A 19,492-nucleotide genomic window follows, 5' to 3' on the forward strand; every position below is an offset into this window, starting at 1 on the left:
CGCCGGGCCGGCTTCGCGCTGTCGTCGCTCGCGGTGGCCGGTGCGGCCGCCACGATCTCGGACAGCAGGGCCTTGTGCTGGAGCTTGTTGAGGTAGCCGGTCGACGGATAACCGCGGGCGGCCTGCCAGCGCTTCAGCACCGCGCGGGTCTCGTCGGTGAAGGCACCGGTGACCTTGGTGTCGAAGCCGAGCCCGGTCAGGCGGCGCTGCACGTCGCGGCGCTGGCCCTTGTCGAGGCCGATCTGGTCCTCGGTGAGCTGGGTGGAGTCGTCGGTGAAGGTGGCGGGATCGATCCCGGAGTTCAGATTGCGGGTCGCCGTGGACGGGCCGCTCTTGATCGCCGCAAGCCGCGCCAGCGCCAGCGCCTTGAACTGGCCGTTCGGATAGGCCGAGAGATAGGCGTTGAGCTCTTCCGGCTTGTTGGATTCCTTGACCGAGCGCCAGTACTCGAGCTCGACTCCGTCGGAGCTGCTCGCTGCCCCCGGCACGATTCCGGAAGCGGTCGGGGCTGCGTTGGCAACCTGCGTCTGCTGCGACGGGTTGAGATAGACCGCGCCGATCAGGTTGGTGTGGCCCCAAGGGAGCTGGCCCTTACGGGTCTCTTCGTTGACCTGGGCGCGCACCGACGTCATCGCCTGCTGGATCTCGACGCCGGGCTTGGTGATGTTGTCGATCAGTGCGCGTGTGAACGGGCTGTTGTTGCCCTCCTGGCCGTCGAGCGCGGTCTGGCCCGGGCCGGTGGCGAACGCGATCAGCGTGCCTTCGCCCGACTTCATCTCGGCAAGACCACTCTGCACGTTGACGCTGCGCGTTGCCGAGTTCGACTTGATCTTGGCGGCGAACGGATTGTCGCGGCAGGCGTCGAGGAAGACGAGCTTGACCTTGGCGTCGCCCATGGTCTGCTCGAGCGTCAGGTCGATGTTGATGGCTGCGCCGAGCTTGACGTCCATCTCCGACTTGATGTCGGCGTCGACAGGCAGAAGGTAGTTGCTGCCGCTGACCGCGATGCCGTGGCCGGCGTAATAGAACACTGCGACATCGGAGCCTTGCGCCTTGCGGCCGAAGTCCAGGAGCTTCTCCGTCATCTGGTCGCGGGTGAGGTTGGATCCTTCGATCACCTCGAAGCCGACATTGCGCAGGGTCGCCGCCATCGCCTTGGCGTCGATCGGCGGGTTCGGCAATTGTGCGACGTTCTTGTAGGAGCCGTTGCCGACGACGAAAGCGACACGGCGGTCGGCCTTCGCGGCACTGACCGACAGTGCCATGCACATCAGCGAAACGAGCAGGGTGAGAGTGCGCATCTGAAATCCCCAACAGAATCGAATTGCAGGCAGCAACAAATTGGCAACGAACCTACACGAAGTGCCCGACTTCGCGCCACCAAAACGGCAGTACGTCGTATTCAACCCGCTGCTGTGTGGCCGAATGTGCACGATGGAATGACCCTCCAACGTGATCCAGATCACACGGCCACTTCGTTTTTGTCGCGCGAGACAGCGCGAGGTTCACTGCGCGCGGGCGGGAACTGGGGCGGTCGGCTTCAGGTTCAGGAGATTGCCGCACAGGATCAGCGTCGCGCCGAGCACGGTCCAGGCGTCGAGCCGCTCCGAATACAGCAGCCAGCCGACAGTCGCGGTGAGCGGCACCCGCAAGAAGTCCATCGGCACCACGATGGTTGCATCCGCGTAGCGGAGCGCGCTGGCGAGGCAATAGTGCGAGAATGTGCCGCAGACCCCGATGACGAAGAGCCACCCCCAGAGAGTGGTTGACGGCCAGGTCCAGACGTAGAGCGTCGGCAGCAGGCCCACGACCATCTGCACGACGATMATCCAGAACAGGATGGACAATGCGCTCTCGGTTCGGGTCAGCGATTTCGCCAAGATCATGGAAATGCTGAAGCCGATCGCGGCCCCGAGCGCGATCAGCTGTCCCGGATTGATCTCGCCGGTGGCGGGCCGCACGATCATGACGACGCCGACGATGCCGAGCGCGATGGCGGCGATCTTCCAGACGGTCATGCGCTCGGACAGAAACGTTGCGGCCAGCAGCGCGGTCCAGATCGGCATGGTGAATTCGATCGCGACGACCTGGCCGATTCCGATCAGCGTCAGTGCGTAGAACCAGCCGAGCTGCGCGAAATAATGGACCCCGTTGCGCGCGAGGTGCTGGGGCAGGCGCTTGGTCGCGACCGCCTTGAAGCCGCCGGCCCGGTAGATGATCGGCAGCAGCAGCGTGAACCCGATCAGCGAGCGCACTTCCATGATCTGGAAGACGTTCAGCTCGCGCGTAGTCTCGCGGCCGGCAACCGCCATGACCAGCATCAGCGCCAGCCAGCCGGCCATCCACAGTGCAGCCATCGTTTTGGACGGTGTCGCGGTCATCGTTGCTGGTGCGGGCGATCGAGCCTGAGGGGAGGGCCGGTATCGGCGACATCGCCGGCGTTTGCAACGGCCAAAACTGCGGATGCAGCGATGCAGGGCGGCGTGCTAAGGCATCATTGAACAACAAGAAAAGGGAGATCTTCGCTCATGCAAATCTTGCAGCCGGCTGAATGGAAGAAACCGCGGGGCTTTTCTCACGGCGTGGTGGCCGAAGGGCCGGGCCGCTGGGTGGTGCTGGCCGGGCAGACCGGCGGCGACGAGACCGGCAATTACGCGCCTGACATGGCGGCGCAGGTCGCAACCGCGCTGAAGCGGATCATCAAGCTGCTGGGCGAGGCCGGAGCCGGTCCGGAGCACATCGTCCGCCTGACCTGGTACCTGACCAGCCGCAGCGAATATGAGGCCGCGGGCGCCGGCATCGGCGCGGCCTGGAAGGAAACGCTGGGGCGCAATTTTCCGCCCTCGACGCTGCTCTACATCGGCGGTCTCGTGGACGAGCGGGCCAAGGTCGAAATCGAGGTCACGGCGTTCGTGCCGAACGCATAAAACGCATAAAAAAGCCCCGGCGGAATCGCCGGGGCTTTTGGCTTGAACGCGGTCCGCCTTAGCGCGACAGCGAGATGTTGGCGCCGCGGAACTGGCTGTCCGCGCGCATCGTGACGCTCTGCTTGTTGCCGGACGTCTTCAGCGTGATGTTGGCGTTGAAGCCGGCGGTCGAGGCGACCAGCTCGTAGTTGCCGCCAGCGCCGCGGCCCTGGAGGGAGCCGCTGATGTTGCGGCTGGCTTCGGACCAGCTGCCGGCGATGGCGCCGCCTTCAGCCCTGACGTTGGCGCCGAGATTGAACTTGTAGGCGTCGCTGGCGCAGGTCAGCGACATCTCCATCGTCGGTCCGATCGGGGCGTATCTGGCCCGGCAGCGGATCCGCTCGGTCGAGCCGTCATCCAGCGTGACGGTGCCGGCACCGCTCCAGCTCCCCGCCAGCGGGGCGAACGGGCCGGACTGGGCCTTGCTCTCAGAGTTGGCGATCCCCGCCGCAAACAAAACGGCGGCCGCGATCAGCAGCCGCCGGCTTACGACGCTGATCCCGAATTTCTTACTGGCGCGATGCTTCCCACCGCCCGCTGCACGGTATGCCTGCAGATGCTCCATTCCACTTCCCCGATCCGGCGTTGCCGCTGAGTTGACCGTTGGCATATGCACCATTGATCGAAACTTTCACAAGTCCCCCGCTGCCGATGGTGCCGGAAACGTTAGCGCCGGGCGCGGTGATCTTGCCGTCGGCAACCGTCAGCATGGAGCTCGCGGTCGGCTCGCAGGTGCCGCTCTTGGTCACGATGGTGACATGCCAGTTGCCGTCATAGGGGGTCTGGGCGAAAGCGGGAGCGGCGAGGGTGATAACTGAAGCGGCACAGAATGCCGTAATGCGACCAAAACGCATGAATTCCGTCCTTGAATCTGTCTGATATGCTGACGCTTATTCGGCCTAAATGTGACGGAAATTTGTTGCATTGCCAAAGCGAAAATTGTTCCTGTGGAAACAATGGTTTATTTGTGTTTCCGGCTCCAATTTTCGAAGCAGAATCAACGCGCCTTCACGTTAAGGGTAAACGTCAGGAGAGGACTCAGGGAACGACTCACGAAGGGACTCAGGAAAGACTTGGCGCCAAGGTCGCGAACTGCTCGTCCTGAACCTTGGAGGGCAGCGCCTTGTGGACCTTGACGTAGTCGATCACGTCGGCCAGCAGCTTGAGGCCGAGCGGAGCGAGCGCGCGCTCCCAGAGTTCGCGAGCCGTCTCGCCCTTCTTGACGAAGCACCAGTCCTGGGCGGCGATGGCGCCGGCGTCCATGCGGTCGGCAAGATGATAGATCGTGCCGCCGGCGATCGGATCGCCTTCCTTGATGGTCCATTCCACAGCGGCTTTGCCCCGATGACGCGGCAGCAGCGAGGGATGATAGCCGATCCCGCCGTACTTCGCGGCGGCCAGGGCGTCCTTGCCGATCCGGGCGTGGCTGTGGGCGGTGATGATCAGGTCGGTGTCGGGGCCGATTTCGGAGGCGACCACCAGCTTCGGATTGGCCTGGACCGTCACCTCGATGCCAGCCGCCTTGGCGCTCGCCGCGAGGCGATCCTCGGCGTCGGCCACGACGACCCGCACGATCGGGACGCCGTGCTCCCGGAGCATGTTCAGGGTGGTCACGCCGAAATGGCGGGAGCCGACGAGGGTAATGCGCATGGGTGTCCGATCCGTCTCGCAACTGCGTCATCCCCCGATAACACGTCGGTGCGTCCTGTCACCAGCCGCGGGCGGTTTGTGCCGGTTATCAACAATGCACCGGGCGCGGGGGCGCGACGGGCTCCGCGATTGCGCAGCCGGCCGTTCCGGTGCTTCCATGCGCGTATGGCACCGTATCAGGAGCGAGCGCATGCGAAGCGCGTGGTTTTTCCTTCTCGCGGGACTGAGCGTAGCCACGCCAGCGCGCGCCGGCGGGCCGTATCCGGCGGTCCCGCCCGAGGTCGGGGTGGCGCCGTTCATCGGTCCGACGTGGGATGCCTATCGTTGCGCCGAAGGGCCGGTCTATAATTTCTACCACGGCGCCTATTACGGCGAGGAGCCGCCCGCACTCTATCGCGGCTACGCCTACAGGCCGTACTACCGCTACAGCGCCTACCGCAGGCTGCCGCGCAAGTATTTTTGCGTCACGGATTAGCGTTGCCGGACGGCCACATCGACAGCAAATGATGTATCCGCCGGTTCCTCTGTTTCATTTCTAACATAAGCAGCCCCCGTGTGCCGCTAGAATGCACCAACCGGGGCTGGCCAAATTTGATTCCGAATCCGTTTTCGAACCCGGCTTTGGCCGCTGGCGAGTGATCGCCAGCGGCTTTTCATGCCGGCGCCATCACGAAATCATCAAACGGTAACGCGTTCTCAACCTGCCTGTCGTATCGACGAATCCGTCGCGGATTTGTATTGCGTACCGCGACACCAAAAATGTCCCGCCGGCGCGGGCGCGCCGCGTGGGCTTTTTTGCCGGGACCGATTTCATGCCGAGCGCAATTGAGCAGATCGTGGACGCCTATGTGCGGCTGAAGAACCGCCGTGGGCTCGACGAGCTGATGATGCACAGGCAGCGGCTCGCGGTCGATCTGAAGAGCAGGTCCGGCTATGATTTCAGCCTGCCGATCGGCAAGATCGACGAGGAGATCGCGATCATCGAGGAGGGGCTCAGCCGGCTGAAGGCTCAGTCTCCGGATCCCCGTGGGATACGTCCGATCTGACGCGCTCAGTCGCGCCGGCCGCCGTCGATGACGGTGAACAGCGGCCGTGCCTGGGTGGGCTCGACCAGAAGTTCCTCCACCAGCGCGGCTGCCGCATCGACATATTTGCGCGTCGGTTTGTCGAGTTCACGTTTGGCCTCGTCGTCGAGCGCGACCTTTGCGGCCTCGACCAGCTTGCGCATGCGCGCCGCATGGTCGTCGCCCGCCGTCAGCGTCGCGCGCGCCAGCGAGCGCAGCACGAACAGCTCGCCTTCGAGGCGGAGCAGGCGGTCGTTGAGCCTGGAGAGGACTGCGTTGAGATCGGCCATAGCTGCTGTTCGTCGCGGAGGATCCATCCTGATCTAGCGGCGATCGGTGAACGGAATCCAAACGCCATTGGCGCAATTGGTTGATCTCCGGCGTCTCGCGGCAGCAGCGATGCCGCCGATGTGAGACATCGTGACGGTGCGATGCGTCGTCCCAGCGTGGTTCCCGCACCACATAGTGCCTGGGTGGACGTCTGGAGCACGTATGATGCGGTCTGTCCTGGCTTTGGTCCTCCTGATTGCAACATGCGCGTCGGCGGCTGCCGCGCCGGCGCATCATGCCCGCCCGCGCCATCACGTCGCCGTCCAACTGCCCGAGGACGCGCCGGTCCCGCCCGGCTGGTACAAATTTCCCGGGTGGCCGCCGATCCCGCCGTCGGAGAACAGGAATCTCGATCCCTCCAATTTCGGCGGCGGTTGATCGAAGCTACGATGCGGTTCGGGCGAGATAATCGCGGGCGAAGGAGAGATACCAGTCGAGGCAGGCGGGATTGGCCATCGCCTCCTTGTTGATGACCTTTTCGACGGGGTGGCCCAGCAGCAGCTTCTTGATCGGCAGCTCCTGCTTCTTGCCCGAGAGCGTGCGCGGGATCTCGGCGACGGCAAAGATCTCGTTCGGCAGGAATCGCCGGGACAGGCCGGCCTCGATCGCCTTGTTGATCCTGGCCTGCATCGCAGCGTCAAAGGCTGTGCCCTCGCGCAGCACCACGAACAGCGGCATGTAGCTGTCGCGGCCGAGATATTCGAGGTCGACGACGAGGCTATCCAGCACCTCCGGCAGCGCTTCGATCGCGGAATAGAGCTCACTCGTGCCCATGCGCAGGCCGTGCCGGTTGATGGTCGCATCGCTGCGGCCATAGATAATGCAGGAGCCGTCCGGATTGACCTTGAGCCAGTCGCCGTGCCGCCACACCGGCCCGCGGCCGCTGCCGTCGAAATTGTCCGGATAGGTCTCGAAATAGCTGGCGCGATAGCGCGCATCGCCCCTGTCGTTCCAGAAACGGAGCGGCATCGAGGGCATCGGCTCGGTACAGACGAGCTCGCCGACCTCGTCGATGACGGCGCGGCCCTGCTCGCTGAAGGCTTCGACCGCCGCGCCGAGCAGGCGGCACTGCATCGCGCCCGGCGTCTGCGGCAGTTCGCGGTTGCCGCCGATGAAGGCGCCGGCAAAATCGGTGCCGCCGGAGATGTTCGCCCACCAGATGTCGGCCTGCGCCTTGCTGCCGTTGATTTTCGACAACGCCGCGAAGCGATCGTTGAACCAGGCTTGCGTATCGGCGCTGAGCGGCGAGCCGGTCGAGCCGAGGCAGCGCAGCCGCGACAGATCGCCGGCCGCAGTGAGATCGATCTCGGCCTTGGCGCAGTTGGCGAAGAACGCCGCGCCGGCGCCGAAGAAGGTCGCTTTCGACTGTGCCACGAACCGCCACAGCGTGGTCCAGTCCGGCTTGTCCTTGGTGCCGCCCGGGCTGCCGTCGAAGATGCAGCAGGTGGTGCCGCTGAGCAGGCCGCCGACCTGCGAATTCCACATGATCCAGCCGGTCGAAGAGTACCAGTGATAGCGCTCGCCGAACGAGTTCTCGTGGTAGGAGCAACCGAGGTCGTTGTGCAGGCCCAGCAGCGCCAGCACCACGATGACGATCCCGCCATGGCCGTGCACGATCGGTTTCGGCAGGCCGGTGGTGCCGCTGGAATAGACGATCCAGAGCGGATGATCGAACGGCAGCCAGGCCGGCTCGAACGCGTCGATCGCGGCGCCTGTCCTTGCGACGATGTCCGCGAGCTGGGCGTCCGGTGCTGCGGGCGCGGCCTCGCTGTGCAGGATGACGTGCTCGACGGTCGGCAGCGATCGCCGCAGCTCCGCGACGACGTCTTTGCGATCATGCCGGCGGCCGGCATAGGTCACGGCATCGCAGGCGATCAGCACCTTCGGCTCGATCTGCTTGAAGCGGTCGATCACGGCGGGCGCAGCCATATCGGGCGCACAGACGCTCCAGACCGCGCCGGTGCTGGCGCTCGCCAGAAACGCGATGATGGTTTCGGGGATGTTGGGCAGGTAGGCCGCGATCCGGTCACCGGGCTTGATGCCCTTCTCCTTCAGATGCAGCGCGAGCGCCGCCGCCTTGCGCCGCAGCTCCGGCCAGCTCGTTTCGTTGAGCTTGCCGTCCTCGCCGCTACTGACGATCGCGGGCAGGCCGGCGGCGTCGGCGGCCTCGACATGCCGGAACACCTGCCGCGCATAGTTGACCTGCGCGCCGGGAAACCACACCGCGCCCGGCATCTTGCGCTCGGTGATCACGGCCGCAAACGGCGTCGGCGATTGCAGATCGTAATAGTCCCAGATGCTGCGCCAGAAGCCGTCGAGATCGCGCACCGACCACTGCCGCATCTCCTCGTAATTCGCGAAGGAGAGGCCACGCTGCTCGGCGAGCCAGTTGCGGTAGAGGGCGATCTGGGGAACGAAAGGTGCGGTCATTGCGTGTCAGCTTCTATTGCGGGGCGGAAAGTCTATCCTGCGCCGCAGAGTAGCAGAAGCCATAGTTCGCGCAGACTGCGATGACGGCAGTAGTGGGTCTGCGAGCACCAGCAGCACGTTGGAGTGGCGCAACACGTTTACTTCAATGGATTCGTCATCGCGAGCGTCGCGAAGCAATCCAGACCGTTGCCGCGGAAAGCCTCTGGATTGTTTCGCTACGCTCGCAATGACGGCGTGGAGGCGCGCCGTCGCCACAATTGGGCTACGGTACCGAGACCATCGCTGGCGCCTGTCACTGCACGCCCGCCCACCGCCTTCCGAACACCGGCGGTTTTGTCTTCACCGCTTGCCAGCCGAAGAAGTGATGCTTGCCGGACCAGGTGTGCACCACGCCGCTGCAGATGCTGCATTTGAAGCTGCCGGTGTGGGCTTCGCTGTGCTCTTCCCGTGTCGCGGTGTAGTTCATGCTGCAACCCGCGCAGGTGAATTCTTCGGTCGTCCAGATGCTGTTGGCCATTGCACATCAGTGTTTTTGAATGTTGGCGAGAAGCGTAGGTGCGGGGATTTGCATCGGCGTAAACTGACCTCGGGAAATCCGGTTAATCGCCGTTAGCCAAACCGGGCTCCGGTCGCGGCGTTGCAGGAGCTTCCCGGGTCTGACGAGCGCCCGTCAGTCCAAATCGCGTYGCCGATTGGTCCAAGCGCGCGCGTGATCCCGCAGCTAGATTTCATCGTCGCCTCGGTCGGAGGGCGGACAATTTGGGGGTGAGATCATGCGGAAGAAACTGGTTTTGGCGTCTGCGCTGCTGTCATTGGCAACGCCGGCATTTGCAGCTGACATCATTGCGGCCGCGCCGGTCAAAGCGCCGGTGGCGGCCCAGATCTTCAGCTGGACCGGCTTCTACATCGGCGCGCATGGCGGCGGCGCCTGGAGCAAATGGACCGGCATCGACCCGACCGATCCGACCGCGACCTGGAGCTCGGTCACGGCCAGCGGCGGCATCGTCGGGGGCCAGATCGGCGGCAACTACCAGATCAGCAATTTCGTGATCGGCCTCGAAGGCACCGGCGCCTGGTCCAGCGTCACACTCAATGCCGGCGGCCCGTTCGGTGGCGGTGCCGGCTTCAACCTGTCGCTGAAGAACGACTACATCGCCACGGTCGCCGGCCGTTTCGGCGTCGCCTTCGACCGCGTGCTGCTCTACGCCAAGGGTGGCGCGGCCTTCACCCGCGACAAGTATAGCGTCAACAACGGCCTTGCCGGCCCGCTCGCCGGTTCCGCCTCGGGCAGCTTCAATCGCACCGGCTGGCTTGCCGGCGGCGGCATCGAGTGGATGTTCGTGCCGAACTGGTCGGTGCGGGCCGAGTACAACTATATGGGCTTCGGCACGATCACCGAGCAGCCGGTGACGACAGGCAATCTGGTGGCGACTCCAGCCAATGTGAAGCTGAACATCCAGACCGGCACGGTGGGCGTGAACTACCACTTCTGAGCGGAGGGAGCGCCACCGCTCGGCCGACTGGACCAACCCGTTCGGCGACAGCTAGTGCCGCGCCGGGCGGCGCAGCGGTCCGATCCCTTGCGCCGTCGCGGGCCCGCTCGTCTTGACGCCGGATGCGCGGCTGGCAATAACGCTTTGCCGCGCAAGTGCCGGAACCCGCGTCAATGCCGCAAGGAAAGGCGTGCCCGTGAAAAGTCTCCGTCAGCTCCTGACGGGAGAGGACATCATCCAGCTCCTGATCCGGGTCGGCCTGCTTGGCCTGCTGATCATCTGGACCTTCCTGATCATCCGCCCGTTCGTGCCGATCCTGGCCTGGAGCGCCGTGCTCGCGGTCGCGTTCTATCCGGCCTTCAGCTGGGTCGCCAAGATCCTCGGCGGCCGCCCGAAGACTGCGGCCGCGATCCTCACCCTGATCACGCTCGGCATCGTCATTGGCCCGGCGACCTGGCTCGGCCTCAGCGCGGTGGACGGTGCGCGCGAACTGGCGAAGCAACTCGGCACCGGCGACCTCGCGCTGCAGTCGGCGCCGGAGCAGCTCAAGTCGTGGCCGGTGGTCGGCCCTTGGCTCTTTGATCTCTGGGATCAGGCCTACAACAACATCCGTGCGGTGCTGCGCGAGGTCGCGCCCTATCTCCAGCCGCTGGCGGGACCCTTGTTGTCGCTTGCGGGCGATGCGAGCCTCGGCACGCTCCAGTTTCTGGTCTCGGTGTTCGTCGCCGGTTTCCTGTTTCCGCACGGGCCGCGGCTGGTTGCGGCCGGGCGCGGCTTCCTGTTTCGCATCGTGCCCGAGCAGAGCGAGCATTTTCTCGAGCTTGGGGGCGCCACCATCCGCGCCGTGGCGCAAGGCGTGATCGGCGTCGCCATCGTGCAGGCGCTGCTCGCCGGCATCGGCTTCAAGATGGCAGCCGTGCCGAGCGCCGGCCTGCTCGCCTTCATCGTGCTATTGCTGTCGATCGTGCAGATCGGCGCGTTCCTGGTGATCCTGCCGGTGATCATCTGGATCTGGACCGCCAAGGACGTCACCACGGCGCTGCTGCTCACCGTGTTTCTCGTCCTCGTCGGCTTCATCGACACCATGTTGAAGCCGCTGGTGATGGGGCGCGGCCTCACCACGCCGACCATCGTGATCTTCGTCGGCGTGATCGGCGGCACGCTCGCCCACGGGATCGTCGGCCTGTTCATCGGGCCGATCATCCTGTCGGTGGCCTGGGAGTTGATGATGGCCTGGATCAGGACCGAGGACCGGGCGGCGGCGAGCGAAAGCTGAGCTGCTCGCACGGGCTGTGGTCAAAGCGCCCCGCGAACTTGTCTATTCAACTAGACAAGTTACGATGGGGCGATTCTGTTTTCGATCTACGGCAGTAATGGCGAAGTCTTCCAAGCTGGTTGCCGCAAAACGCGGCAAGGTATTGTTGGTCAGACGGCGGTCGGACGGCCTGTGGATGTTCCCGGGCGGCCGCAAGCGTTCGCGCGAGTCCGACAAGGACTGCCTGCGGCGGGAGATCAAGGAGGAGCTGCCCAAGCTGAAGCTCGGCCGGATCAGCCTGTGGAAGGAAGTGACGGCCAGGAATAAGCGCTCCGGTCGCAAGATGAGCGACGCGATCTTCATCGCCAAGGGTGCCAAGGGCAGGCTCGAGATCGGCGACAAGAAGGAGATCGACCGGGCCGCCTGGCAGAAGCCGCGCGGCATCCGCCTGACGCCGACCTCGCGCTACATCCGCGATCGGCTGTTTCCGAGCAAGCCGCGGCGCCAGTGAGGAGGGGGCCGCGTCTTCGCGGCGCCGGTGCGACAAATCGCCCGCTGGTCCACAACACGAGCCCGAAATCGACAGATCATCGTGCGGTCAGGTCGGCCTACGGTCGTGGTCTGATCGAGACGGCCCCAGCCAGCCGCTATTGCTTGACCGCCAGCGTGTCCAGGCAGTGGTTGAGATAGACGGTGCGATCCCTGGGCAGCACCTTGTCGAGATCCGCCTTCAGTGCGCATTCGCGTTGCCGCATCTGCTCGGCCCGGCGCTTCTCGGCCGCCTCGCGATATTCGGGGGCAACCTTGTTGGGATCGACCAGCGCCTGCGCGCGGGCGGGAGCAGTCACGGCGAGCGCGATGGCGGCGATGATGATAATGAACTGCTTCAAATGAGCCTCCGTAAAAGGGCTCATGCTAGCGCGGGGGTAGCGAGGGCTCAAACGGCAAGTACGGTGGGACGACCGATAGCGCAGCCCGCGTCCGAGAGGCTGTTGGCGGAGTCGGTTTTTCAACGACCCGAAGTCGGCCAAGTGAAGTGGGGTAAGTGAAGTCGGCCAAGCGAAATCGGCCAAGTGAAGTCCATTCACTTCGACGCTTGGTCGATCTTGTGCCCGAGATGCCCGGTGTCGTGATCGCGACGCAACTGGCTCAGCGAGGTCTCGTTCAATTGATGCAAGACCTCGCTGAGCGGCGTCGCATCGGGATAACCGGCCGCAAATGCCTTTCCGTAGATCTTCCGCAACGTACCGACCAGCGTGTTGCCATGCTTCTTGCTGATCGCGCCATCCTTGTCCCGATGGCGGCCGTCCAGGCCCGGTTCCTTCATGTGGTTCTCCCTGTGCGGCGTCTTAAGCGCCTGGAGAGAGCGTGCTCCCAAACGAATTGGTTGGCAACGGTGCGGCGCGCGGGAGTTGAGCGGCGGTCCGCTCGATCGCAAGAGCGTCGCGTTCGCGCTTCGCTCTCCTAGCTGTGAAGCTGCGTCAGATCGCGGTGGGTCGGTCGGCGTATTACATGAGCGGGAACGGACTCGATTGGAGCCGATACGATGCGTGTTGTTTTGGCCCTGGGCCTCCTGATCGTCTTGTGTACGTCTGCGGACGCCGCGCACCACGCTCGTGCGCACAATCCTGCGACACGCCATCCTCCGGTTGATCGTTTCGGCACGGAAGTGAATCCTCGCGTGCGCTTCGCGGTCCCCGGCTGGAGCGATGAAGCAACGGCGCGCTGGCTCAATGATGCCTCGTCCAACGTCGGCCGAGGCGGATAGCCACACCCGGACGCGGTACGCGAAGATCGGCGGAGCCGTGTGAACCAGTTCACACTCGCGCTTCGAGACCGGTGCTATGAAGGCCTCATTGCTTTTACCGATTGATATTTTGAAAACGCCCCAGCGCTCCCTACCAGGCGCTGGGGTTTTCATTTCGATCGCGGTCACGGCCACGGCTCGCGAAGCGTGATCGGATCGGGCGGATGATTTCTGAAAAGTGCCGAGGGGCGGGCGCGACTAAGCGGCTTGCTCCTCAAACGAGGTGTAGACCTGCCCAGCCGGATCGACGATCTGAACGTCCCAGCATCCGTCTTCGACGAGCTCTCTGGCCTTCTTGAGGGCGGCCGCGAGTGACAGCCGCTTGAGGCTGACGACGCCTGCCGTGTCGAAACCGTTGATTTCAAACATGCCGTTCCTCCGGTTTTCCTGAATCTTACACCTTTCGAAGGCGTTGTCTCCCGGCTTTTGTGGCAAGGCCCATGGAACCGCAGCTGCAGTGTCCAGTGCAGCGCGGTGGCCGCCATCGTGCCATCGGCCGACCCTGATGGTCGTGGCGCTCCCGTCGCGTTCAGGCGTCATTCAGAGGGCTTGTCTATCTTGCGGCCCTGGAGGACCGCTTCGATGTTGATCACCACTATTGCGACAATCCTTGCTCTTCATGACGGTGCAACGGCGCCTGCCGCAGCTGTCGAACGCCCGCTCGAGGTGCAGTATCGCGGCGTGCCGAGGCATCCACCGCCGTGCGGCGATCATTGGGATCAGAGCGCCCGCGATGGGATGTGCTATCCCAACGGCTATCTCCGTCCCGAAGACCAGGCGGCACTGCAGGGGTACTATCAGGGCCCGCGGCCTTACTATGGAATGCGCCGGCGTCCGGTGCCATGCGGCCACGGCGCTGACGTCGATATCCGCGACGGTGTCTGCTACCCCAACGGCACGGTTCCACTACAATTCCAGGACCGGCCAGAGAATTACTATCGGCGGTACTGAGAGGCGGGCCGTCAGGCGCGAGGCCGGGTGTGCTCCGGATCAGTGTGCTCCTGATCAGCGTGCTCTTGATGAGCTAGCCGCGGAGCCGGCCCAGCGCCACGACTAAGCGGCCTGCTCCTCAAACGAGGTGTGTACGCGTCCCGTTGGATCGACGATCTGAACGTCCCAGCACCCGTCTTCGACAAGCTCTCTGGCCTTCTTGAGGGCGGCCGCGAGTGACAGCCGCTTGAGGCTGACGACGCCTGCCGTGTCGAAACCGCTGATTTCAAACATGCCGTTCCTCCGGTTCTCCTGAATCTTACACCTTTCGGGGGCCTTGTCTCTCGGCTTTGGTGCTTCGAAGCAGGCTGCCGCGTGACTCATTCGGTCGCATCGCCCCCCGTAATCGGCCGGGGCGGCTGGGCCTGCCAGGCGGCCACGTCGCTAACGTGGAATTAATCCAAAATGCCCACAATTTTAGGCAGTTGTAGGTGGGTGCTGCGTAGAGGAGCCGTCGCGAGGACGTTCCGGCGTCGGCTTCCTTTTGCTCGCTCATTTGAGGTCAATGGACATGACCACGACATCCGAGGCGCAAGGCCTCGTCGAACAACTCGACCCCGCGGCGCTCGCGCTCGCAGTCGCAGCACTCGAACCCGCAGCCCCGGAAGCTCCGGCATCGAGCAAGCGGTCGAGCCGGAAATCGGTCCTGGCGCTGTCGGTGTGTGCCTTGGCCATCAATGGCGCGGCGGCGATCTATACATTGCCGGCTGAATTTCCGTCGCCGAATCTCAGCAGTCTGGCTGAACTGCTTTCGCGCCGGGAAGCTTCCACGCCAAGGGCGGATCCGGTTGTCGCTGCCTTGAAGGACATTCAGTCGGCCCAGCAGCAACACACGGCTTCGCTACAGGAGAGCAACCACGCCTTGCAGCAAAATGCAGCTCTGCTGCAGCAGGATTCAATGGTGCTGTTGTCTCTGCGGCAGAGCATCACGGACGAACGGGTCGATGTGAGGAAGATATCTTCGCAACTGTCCACCCTCATCGCGAAGGTCGACTCGCTGCAGAATGCAATGATGTCGGACGTCACGTCCTCGATCCGAAAAGCGAACGCGCGCTATGGACTGTCGGCAGCGATGCGGAAGCGGATGGTTCGGCAGTCGAAATCCGTAGGGCCGGTTTCGGTTGGAGGAGCGCCGCTGAGCGTGCCGGCTGCTACGTCGGCGCCGGAAAGCTGAAGACAGGTCAGGCAAATCACCTGACGCTACTGGCCCTCGAGCTCACGCTGGCCGGTCTTCTTGTCACGCCAGGCAGGACACGATGGCAAGCACGACGTCGGCGCCCAGGTCCCCCGAGTACATCGTGAAAAGGATGCCAGCGCCAAGAACAACAGCAAAGACCTTGAGAATAATCATCGCGAGATCCCCTCGTGGGTGACAGGACACTGGACCCGGATTGTTTCCTGAGTGCTTCGCGTGATGCGGCGAATGGTTTCATTCACCGAGGCGTTATCCGTGAGGGGGCCGCTCGACTTAGAGGCCGCAACAGGGGCTGCTGCGCCCCGATGCATTTTCGAGATCAAGCCCGGGGGGCATCGCAATCGAACTGGCGCGCGCCAACGGTGACTTCAAAACTCTCTCGCAAGAGCGAGCGCAAGGTCTCAGTTGCTCCGTTCCGACCTCCAGCCGGTTTCCCGATGTGAAATGGTGGCGGTGATATCGACATCTCTGCCGGCCGACTGGCGCCAGGCAGCCACGCCGAAACACACCGTCAGCGTTAGTGTCGTCAGCAATAGCAGCACGGACAGAAACTGGCTCACGCACACCCCCGGCAAGATCACGCGCCAACGCGCGCACATCTGGTTGATTCGGAAAATGCAGTCCGACTGACCTAGGGTGCGTTTTCCCCAAGGTTGCAGACCCTTGGACCAACACTCGTAGCCCTTGGCCACCGCGCTCAGGAGCCGGCTCCGCACGCACCAGGCTTCTGCGCTTCACAAGAATTGGCCGGCTATTGCCGTCGCCACGGCATAAGCTTTGGCTGGATGCTCGATGGCAGCCTCGCCGGCCGTCGCTCTATGATAGAGGCGTGTCGAGGCCGGGCAGTGGCGCCTGGAAGCGCCGGCGGCTGATGACGCGCCACGGCGGCTGAGGCGGTCGCGACCACCAGGGCTCGCCGGTTCACACCACGCTAGGCACCAACAATACGCCGCCGGGCTCTAATACATTGTCCCGGCGGCGGTGTTCATTTCCAGCCCCGAGATGGAATGGCAAAAATTAGGTACGTGCAGAGCTTGCGATCGTTTCAGTTTGACTGGCTGCAACACGAGGCCCGCCGGGGGCGCCCGAGCGGGGGGCTGACAGGGGCGCCTCGGATCGGTAGGTTCGCCTATGGTTCAGATGATGAAGGCGTTGGCGGTCGTTGCCATTCTGCTATTGCCAATAAGCGCGCTCTATGCCGGGGCGACCATCGTCGGCGCAGGTTCGCAGTCGTGCTCGACTTGGACGAACAGAACCAAGAATGCGGTAGTAAAGGGCGCTTTCGAATCCTGGGTTGTAGGCTTCATCAGTGGTCTGAATGTTAGCGGCGATAGAGAAATTGTCGGAGGCGGTGACTTCACAGCGATCATTGCTTGGATGGACCAGCGCTGCAGATCTCGTCCGACCGACCAAATTGGAATCGCAGCCCTAGATCTCGCGATGGAATTAGCTGGCAACGCAGCGAAGCGCTGACCCGCCGGTTCACGCTGGCGGCCCCCCTTTAGAATTCGTTAGTTGGGGGGGCTGCCGCTCTTGGCCTTGGACGAATGTTTCACTACCGGTTTGGCTGGCGTGGCCGGCTTCTTCGCTTCGTCGCCGCGGGCAGTTCCCCACGGATCGACTGCCTTCTGGTCGGGAACATTGCCGAGGGAGCGTTGATAGGCGCGCTCGGCCCGAATGTCGTCCGCCTTCTCGGCCTCCGTCTTGTCCTTGGACTCGCCGTACATTGGAACATGGTCCTGAGCCAATGCGGTCTGTGCGATCAGGGCAAACATGACAGCGGCGGCGATTTTGCGCATCGAGAAACTCCCGGTTCTGCGACTAGCATAACATCGCGCCGATTGCGGCATCAATGCATCGGAGTGGCGTCCGGTAACGGCTGATGACGCATCGCCGCCGGTTGAAGCGGTAGAGATAAGCCCGCCGGCTCACAAGGTCGGCGGGGTTCTCTTGCGGGGCAGGCTAGTCATCATCCGCCGACGAGCCGTTAATTCGCTAGTTGAGCGCGCGCCTGTTTGACATTGCGTGAGACGACACGATCGTAGGCCGATAAAGCGGCATCGGTCGCTAACTCAACCATTTCTCGATAGGCGCCGTCGTTCGTTTGAGTGAAGCTTTCGCGGATTGCTCTGGCAAGCTGTTCGTCTGAAACGGCGTCTCCCGGGGCCGCTCGTCCGGTGAGTCGGCTATACAGATTCAAGCGATACACGTCGGCGGCGATTTGCCAGGCCCAATCCTCCAGTCCCAGTTGTTGAACCACCCGGTCGACCCCTTGCTCTACGCGCAGAAAAATTGGGGTAGTCGACGCTGGGCATAGAAAAAACTAACTCAGGTTAGAAAAAAATCTGCCCTACAAATTCAGGTGGAAGCCGCCGCTCGAGGCGCGCGCCGGTTCAGGCACCAACAAATACGCCGCCGGGCTCTAATACATTGTCCCGGCGGCGGTGTTCATTTCCAGCCCCGAGATGGGAACTAACAAAAACCTCGGATAGAGATTTTACGTACGAAACCTGGGAAGGTTTCAGGCTGCCGGTTCACGCTGGCGGGCCTTGGCAGGCCCTGCAAACTCCTGTTGATGTGGCCGAGGAAGCTGTCACATTACTTTGACAGACAGGTGCCAATTTGGAAGGCGCTGGGATTTCAGAGCCCAGACCGGAATACGCGGCGAACGCTGCCAAGCGAATATATTCCGCTTGTGCAGCGTTCAGTATCCTCTCAATTTCGGGAGTTCGGCGTGTTTGATGCTGAAATGACTGCGCTGCTCAGGGCGGTGCTCGATGAAGTTTGCGAAAATATTCCTGTAAGCGAGACGGGCGCCAGAGCGTACGTTGCCTCGAAGCTCCTCGATGCCGCGGCACATGGGCACCTCTCAACCGACGCGTTGAAAGCGGCGGGTCGCGACGCCTTGAACCCACCAACGATGTGGCGCTGATTATCCGCTCCACATCACTCGATCACATCGTATTCGAAGGCGACGCCCTCCGGGTCGTTCTCCGCAAGCCATCGTTCCGCGGCGTCCACCGTCGCGAAGACCTTGATGTGATTGATGTCGCCGACCTGCTTGGGGTGTTGCGCCGGCCCTAGTGGGGCTCTTTCGCGCGCATGGAGCGCATCTGCCTGGATCTGGCGGACGGAGAGGGCGTGCTGCCGCTTGAGCGCGCCGGCCTCATGGCGATCGCGAGCAATTGCCGCGCTGCCATCCGACGCTCAGATCGGCAATCAATTTGCCAACACAGTGCCCACACACGGCTTTTTCGGTCGGCTGGTGATTTCGCTTAAATTAGTGTTTCGGCTTGGTGAGCGCGCTGGGGCTCGAACCCAGGACCCCGAGATTAAAAGTCAGGAAATGGGTATCTCGCAGCATTCCAAATCATCACGGGATAGGGGCCGGATACCCTTATTTTCCTTGGAAAATCAGCGATTGGAATGCATTGTTACTTCCGCGGGGTAACAAAGCGTAACGCCCCGGTCTAGCTACCCCAAAGGCTACCCCGGAGGATGTGATGCCCAAGCTGACGGACGCGGCGGCCCACAAGAAAAAGGCTGATCCCGACAAGCGGATAGAGATCCACGACGGCAACGGCCTGTACCTCGTCATCCAGCCCACAGGGGCCAAGAGCTGGGCCTACCGCTACCGGGCGGACGGCAAGAGCCGGAAGCTGACGCTCGGCACATTGCTCGAGCAGGGTGCCAAGCCGGAGACGGAGGCGGAGGGCGACTTGCCAGCCCTCAATGTCACAGAGGCCCGCCAGAGGGCGAGTGCTGCCGCCGTCAAGATGCAGCGGGGTATTGATCCCGCCACAGAACGGAAACGCAAGGAGGCCAAGACCAAGAAGACGGTCGGCCATATCCTGGATCAATTCATAGAGCGGTACGCCAAGCCCAATCTGCGGAGTGCCGATCAATACGAAAATACCTTCGCGCGGCTGGTTAAGCCGGACATCGGCGATTACAGCGTTTACGAGCTCAAGCGCTCCCATATCGTCGACATGCTGGACGATATCGAGGACGAGAGCGGGCCGGTGATGGCTGACCGGACGCTGGCCTACCTGCGAAAAGCTCTCAACTGGTACGCCTCGCGCGATGATGAGTTCAATTCGCCGATCGTGAAAGGAATGGCCCGCACCAAGACGCGGGACCGGGCAGCGAAGAGCTGGAGGAGCAGGGTGACATCGAGCTGAACCCTTGGCTCGTGTGGTGGCAACTGGTCGTGCCGTGATGAACAGGAGGACGAAAATGACTCCGGCATCAGTGACCCGGACGGCCTGATCAAACAGGTGGAAAAATGTTGTCTGTAGTTCGGTACTACGTC

Annotated in this window: 26 protein-coding genes; 12 read left to right on the plus strand and 14 right to left on the minus strand. The window is 63.1% G+C overall.

The annotated features are described in order from the left end of the window. Nucleotides 1-1,301 (minus strand): caspase family protein (locus AC1DW2_RS34075; protein ID WP_477008175.1); only part of this gene is annotated, 1,301 nt, incomplete at its 3' end. A 204-nt stretch (nucleotides 1,302-1,505) separates the two neighbouring features. Beyond that, nucleotides 1,506-2,381, minus strand: coding sequence for a DMT family transporter (locus tag AC1DW2_RS34080; protein WP_477008176.1), 876 nt, complete (start codon nucleotides 2,379-2,381; stop codon nucleotides 1,506-1,508). 147 nt (nucleotides 2,382-2,528) lie between these two features. Between AC1DW2_RS34080 and AC1DW2_RS34085 the strand changes: the two genes are divergently transcribed. After that, nucleotides 2,529-2,927, plus strand: a complete 399-nt coding sequence (locus tag AC1DW2_RS34085) for a RidA family protein (RefSeq protein WP_038955466.1) — start codon at nucleotides 2,529-2,531, stop codon at nucleotides 2,925-2,927. 58 nt (nucleotides 2,928-2,985) lie between these two features. On the opposite strand, the gene AC1DW2_RS34090 is transcribed toward AC1DW2_RS34085, so the two are convergent. The 3 genes from AC1DW2_RS34090 to AC1DW2_RS34100 form a co-directional block, all read right to left on the minus strand. Then, nucleotides 2,986-3,531: a hypothetical protein gene (locus AC1DW2_RS34090; RefSeq protein WP_477008177.1), complete on the minus strand. Its 546-nt coding sequence runs from the start codon at nucleotides 3,529-3,531 to the stop codon at nucleotides 2,986-2,988. Next, nucleotides 3,476-3,820, minus strand: a complete 345-nt coding sequence (locus AC1DW2_RS34095; RefSeq protein ID WP_014495138.1) for a hypothetical protein — start codon at nucleotides 3,818-3,820, stop codon at nucleotides 3,476-3,478. The genes AC1DW2_RS34090 and AC1DW2_RS34095 overlap by 56 nt, the downstream gene beginning before the upstream one ends. 208 nt (nucleotides 3,821-4,028) lie before the next feature. Beyond that, the gene (locus tag AC1DW2_RS34100; protein WP_085404716.1) at nucleotides 4,029-4,616 is read right to left on the minus strand and encodes a formyltransferase family protein; all 588 of its coding nucleotides are present in this window, start codon (nucleotides 4,614-4,616) and stop codon (nucleotides 4,029-4,031) included. 190 nt (nucleotides 4,617-4,806) lie between these two features. On the opposite strand from AC1DW2_RS34100, the gene AC1DW2_RS34105 reads away from it, so the two are divergent. Together AC1DW2_RS34105 and AC1DW2_RS34110 are read left to right on the plus strand one after the other, a co-directional pair. Then, on the plus strand, nucleotides 4,807-5,091 hold the full coding sequence (locus tag AC1DW2_RS34105; protein ID WP_477008178.1) for a hypothetical protein: 285 nt from the start codon (nucleotides 4,807-4,809) through the stop codon (nucleotides 5,089-5,091). Between the two features lie 337 nt (nucleotides 5,092-5,428). Then, complete coding sequence (locus AC1DW2_RS34110) at nucleotides 5,429-5,662, plus strand: hypothetical protein (protein ID WP_071917441.1); 234 nt, start codon at nucleotides 5,429-5,431, stop codon at nucleotides 5,660-5,662. A 5-nt stretch (nucleotides 5,663-5,667) separates the two neighbouring features. On the opposite strand, the gene AC1DW2_RS34115 is transcribed toward AC1DW2_RS34110, so the two are convergent. After that, entirely contained in the window at nucleotides 5,668-5,970 is a 303-nt protein-coding gene (locus tag AC1DW2_RS34115; RefSeq protein WP_477008179.1) for a hypothetical protein, read from the minus strand. Between the two features lie 202 nt (nucleotides 5,971-6,172). Between AC1DW2_RS34115 and AC1DW2_RS34120 the strand changes: the two genes are divergently transcribed. Next, nucleotides 6,173-6,388 (plus strand): hypothetical protein, encoded by a 216-nt coding sequence (locus AC1DW2_RS34120; RefSeq protein ID WP_223153539.1) that lies wholly within the window; start codon nucleotides 6,173-6,175, stop codon nucleotides 6,386-6,388. Between the two features lie 6 nt (nucleotides 6,389-6,394). Here the strand turns inward: AC1DW2_RS34120 and AC1DW2_RS34125 are convergent, their stop codons facing one another. Then, nucleotides 6,395-8,440, minus strand: coding sequence for an acetoacetate--CoA ligase (locus AC1DW2_RS34125; protein ID WP_477008180.1), 2,046 nt, complete (start codon nucleotides 8,438-8,440; stop codon nucleotides 6,395-6,397). A 292-nt stretch (nucleotides 8,441-8,732) separates the two neighbouring features. Further along, nucleotides 8,733-8,957: a hypothetical protein gene (locus AC1DW2_RS34130; RefSeq protein WP_166096636.1), complete on the minus strand. Its 225-nt coding sequence runs from the start codon at nucleotides 8,955-8,957 to the stop codon at nucleotides 8,733-8,735. Nucleotides 8,958-9,213: 256 nt separating this feature from the next. Between AC1DW2_RS34130 and AC1DW2_RS34135 the strand changes: the two genes are divergently transcribed. The 3 genes from AC1DW2_RS34135 to AC1DW2_RS34145 all read left to right on the plus strand — a co-directional run bounded on the left by AC1DW2_RS34135 (nucleotide 9,214) and on the right by AC1DW2_RS34145 (nucleotide 11,699). Continuing rightward, entirely contained in the window at nucleotides 9,214-9,933 is a 720-nt protein-coding gene (locus AC1DW2_RS34135) for an outer membrane protein (protein ID WP_477008181.1), read from the plus strand. A 190-nt stretch (nucleotides 9,934-10,123) separates the two neighbouring features. Then, nucleotides 10,124-11,209: an AI-2E family transporter gene (locus tag AC1DW2_RS34140; RefSeq protein WP_085404720.1), complete on the plus strand. Its 1,086-nt coding sequence runs from the start codon at nucleotides 10,124-10,126 to the stop codon at nucleotides 11,207-11,209. 97 nt (nucleotides 11,210-11,306) lie between these two features. Further along, entirely contained in the window at nucleotides 11,307-11,699 is a 393-nt protein-coding gene (locus AC1DW2_RS34145) for an NUDIX hydrolase (protein WP_028152127.1), read from the plus strand. Nucleotides 11,700-11,835: 136 nt separating this feature from the next. Here the strand turns inward: AC1DW2_RS34145 and AC1DW2_RS34150 are convergent, their stop codons facing one another. The 3 genes from AC1DW2_RS34150 to AC1DW2_RS34160 form a co-directional block, all read right to left on the minus strand. Next, nucleotides 11,836-12,078, minus strand: a complete 243-nt coding sequence (locus tag AC1DW2_RS34150) for a hypothetical protein (protein ID WP_063983193.1) — start codon at nucleotides 12,076-12,078, stop codon at nucleotides 11,836-11,838. Between the two features lie 194 nt (nucleotides 12,079-12,272). Next, entirely contained in the window at nucleotides 12,273-12,515 is a 243-nt protein-coding gene (locus AC1DW2_RS34155; RefSeq protein WP_477008182.1) for a hypothetical protein, read from the minus strand. Nucleotides 12,516-13,193: 678 nt separating this feature from the next. Further along, entirely contained in the window at nucleotides 13,194-13,364 is a 171-nt protein-coding gene (locus tag AC1DW2_RS34160; protein ID WP_477008183.1) for a hypothetical protein, read from the minus strand. A 213-nt stretch (nucleotides 13,365-13,577) separates the two neighbouring features. Between AC1DW2_RS34160 and AC1DW2_RS34165 the strand changes: the two genes are divergently transcribed. Further along, entirely contained in the window at nucleotides 13,578-13,946 is a 369-nt protein-coding gene (locus tag AC1DW2_RS34165; protein ID WP_477008184.1) for a hypothetical protein, read from the plus strand. A gap of 102 nt (nucleotides 13,947-14,048) precedes the next feature. Here the strand turns inward: AC1DW2_RS34165 and AC1DW2_RS34170 are convergent, their stop codons facing one another. Further along, entirely contained in the window at nucleotides 14,049-14,219 is a 171-nt protein-coding gene (locus tag AC1DW2_RS34170) for a hypothetical protein (RefSeq protein ID WP_166096634.1), read from the minus strand. Between the two features lie 271 nt (nucleotides 14,220-14,490). On the opposite strand from AC1DW2_RS34170, the gene AC1DW2_RS34175 reads away from it, so the two are divergent. Both AC1DW2_RS34175 and AC1DW2_RS34180 read left to right on the plus strand, forming a co-directional pair. Then, complete coding sequence (locus tag AC1DW2_RS34175; RefSeq protein ID WP_477008185.1) at nucleotides 14,491-15,159, plus strand: hypothetical protein; 669 nt, start codon at nucleotides 14,491-14,493, stop codon at nucleotides 15,157-15,159. Between the two features lie 1,152 nt (nucleotides 15,160-16,311). After that, a complete protein-coding gene (locus AC1DW2_RS34180; protein ID WP_477008186.1) occupies nucleotides 16,312-16,653 on the plus strand; it encodes a hypothetical protein in 342 nt (113 codons plus the stop codon). 38 nt (nucleotides 16,654-16,691) lie between these two features. On the opposite strand, the gene AC1DW2_RS34185 is transcribed toward AC1DW2_RS34180, so the two are convergent. Then, nucleotides 16,692-16,979: a hypothetical protein gene (locus AC1DW2_RS34185; RefSeq protein ID WP_135213686.1), complete on the minus strand. Its 288-nt coding sequence runs from the start codon at nucleotides 16,977-16,979 to the stop codon at nucleotides 16,692-16,694. 188 nt (nucleotides 16,980-17,167) lie between these two features. Next, nucleotides 17,168-17,440, minus strand: a complete 273-nt coding sequence (locus tag AC1DW2_RS34190) for a hypothetical protein (RefSeq protein ID WP_063983199.1) — start codon at nucleotides 17,438-17,440, stop codon at nucleotides 17,168-17,170. 435 nt (nucleotides 17,441-17,875) lie between these two features. Between AC1DW2_RS34190 and AC1DW2_RS34195 the strand changes: the two genes are divergently transcribed. Together AC1DW2_RS34195 and AC1DW2_RS34200 are read left to right on the plus strand one after the other, a co-directional pair. Next, complete coding sequence (locus AC1DW2_RS34195) at nucleotides 17,876-18,112, plus strand: hypothetical protein (RefSeq protein ID WP_477008215.1); 237 nt, start codon at nucleotides 17,876-17,878, stop codon at nucleotides 18,110-18,112. A gap of 571 nt (nucleotides 18,113-18,683) precedes the next feature. Beyond that, entirely contained in the window at nucleotides 18,684-19,361 is a 678-nt protein-coding gene (locus AC1DW2_RS34200; protein ID WP_477008187.1) for an Arm DNA-binding domain-containing protein, read from the plus strand. The last annotated feature ends 131 nt before the right edge of the window (nucleotides 19,362-19,492 follow it).

Source organism: Bradyrhizobium sp. P3_C3 (assembly GCF_056402655.1).

Bases quoted from the DNA above. Each gene is read 5' to 3' on its own strand.
- AC1DW2_RS34125 (WP_477008180.1), bottom strand. From the start codon at position 8,440: ATGACCGCACCTTTCGTTCCCCAGATCGCCCTCTACCGCAACTGGCTC.
- AC1DW2_RS34170 (WP_166096634.1), bottom strand. From the start codon at position 14,219: ATGTTTGAAATCAGCGGTTTCGACACGGCAGGCGTCGTCAGCCTCAAG.
- AC1DW2_RS34165 (WP_477008184.1), top strand. From the start codon at position 13,578: ATGTTGATCACCACTATTGCGACAATCCTTGCTCTTCATGACGGTGCA.
- AC1DW2_RS34145 (WP_028152127.1), top strand. From the start codon at position 11,307: ATGGCGAAGTCTTCCAAGCTGGTTGCCGCAAAACGCGGCAAGGTATTG.
- AC1DW2_RS34105 (WP_477008178.1), top strand. From the start codon at position 4,807: ATGCGAAGCGCGTGGTTTTTCCTTCTCGCGGGACTGAGCGTAGCCACG.
- AC1DW2_RS34160 (WP_477008183.1), bottom strand. From the start codon at position 13,364: ATGTTTGAAATCAACGGTTTCGACACGGCAGGCGTCGTCAGCCTCAAG.
- AC1DW2_RS34110 (WP_071917441.1), top strand. From the start codon at position 5,429: ATGCCGAGCGCAATTGAGCAGATCGTGGACGCCTATGTGCGGCTGAAG.
- AC1DW2_RS34200 (WP_477008187.1), top strand. From the start codon at position 18,684: ATGCCCAAGCTGACGGACGCGGCGGCCCACAAGAAAAAGGCTGATCCC.
- AC1DW2_RS34175 (WP_477008185.1), top strand. From the start codon at position 14,491: ATGGACATGACCACGACATCCGAGGCGCAAGGCCTCGTCGAACAACTC.
- AC1DW2_RS34085 (WP_038955466.1), top strand. From the start codon at position 2,529: ATGCAAATCTTGCAGCCGGCTGAATGGAAGAAACCGCGGGGCTTTTCT.
- AC1DW2_RS34130 (WP_166096636.1), bottom strand. From the start codon at position 8,957: ATGGCCAACAGCATCTGGACGACCGAAGAATTCACCTGCGCGGGTTGC.
- AC1DW2_RS34185 (WP_135213686.1), bottom strand. From the start codon at position 16,979: ATGCGCAAAATCGCCGCCGCTGTCATGTTTGCCCTGATCGCACAGACC.
- AC1DW2_RS34155 (WP_477008182.1), bottom strand. From the start codon at position 12,515: ATGAAGGAACCGGGCCTGGACGGCCGCCATCGGGACAAGGATGGCGCG.
- AC1DW2_RS34100 (WP_085404716.1), bottom strand. From the start codon at position 4,616: ATGCGCATTACCCTCGTCGGCTCCCGCCATTTCGGCGTGACCACCCTG.
- AC1DW2_RS34135 (WP_477008181.1), top strand. From the start codon at position 9,214: ATGCGGAAGAAACTGGTTTTGGCGTCTGCGCTGCTGTCATTGGCAACG.
- AC1DW2_RS34090 (WP_477008177.1), bottom strand. From the start codon at position 3,531: ATGGAGCATCTGCAGGCATACCGTGCAGCGGGCGGTGGGAAGCATCGC.
- AC1DW2_RS34180 (WP_477008186.1), top strand. From the start codon at position 16,312: ATGGTTCAGATGATGAAGGCGTTGGCGGTCGTTGCCATTCTGCTATTG.
- AC1DW2_RS34115 (WP_477008179.1), bottom strand. From the start codon at position 5,970: ATGGCCGATCTCAACGCAGTCCTCTCCAGGCTCAACGACCGCCTGCTC.
- AC1DW2_RS34095 (WP_014495138.1), bottom strand. From the start codon at position 3,820: ATGCGTTTTGGTCGCATTACGGCATTCTGTGCCGCTTCAGTTATCACC.
- AC1DW2_RS34120 (WP_223153539.1), top strand. From the start codon at position 6,173: ATGATGCGGTCTGTCCTGGCTTTGGTCCTCCTGATTGCAACATGCGCG.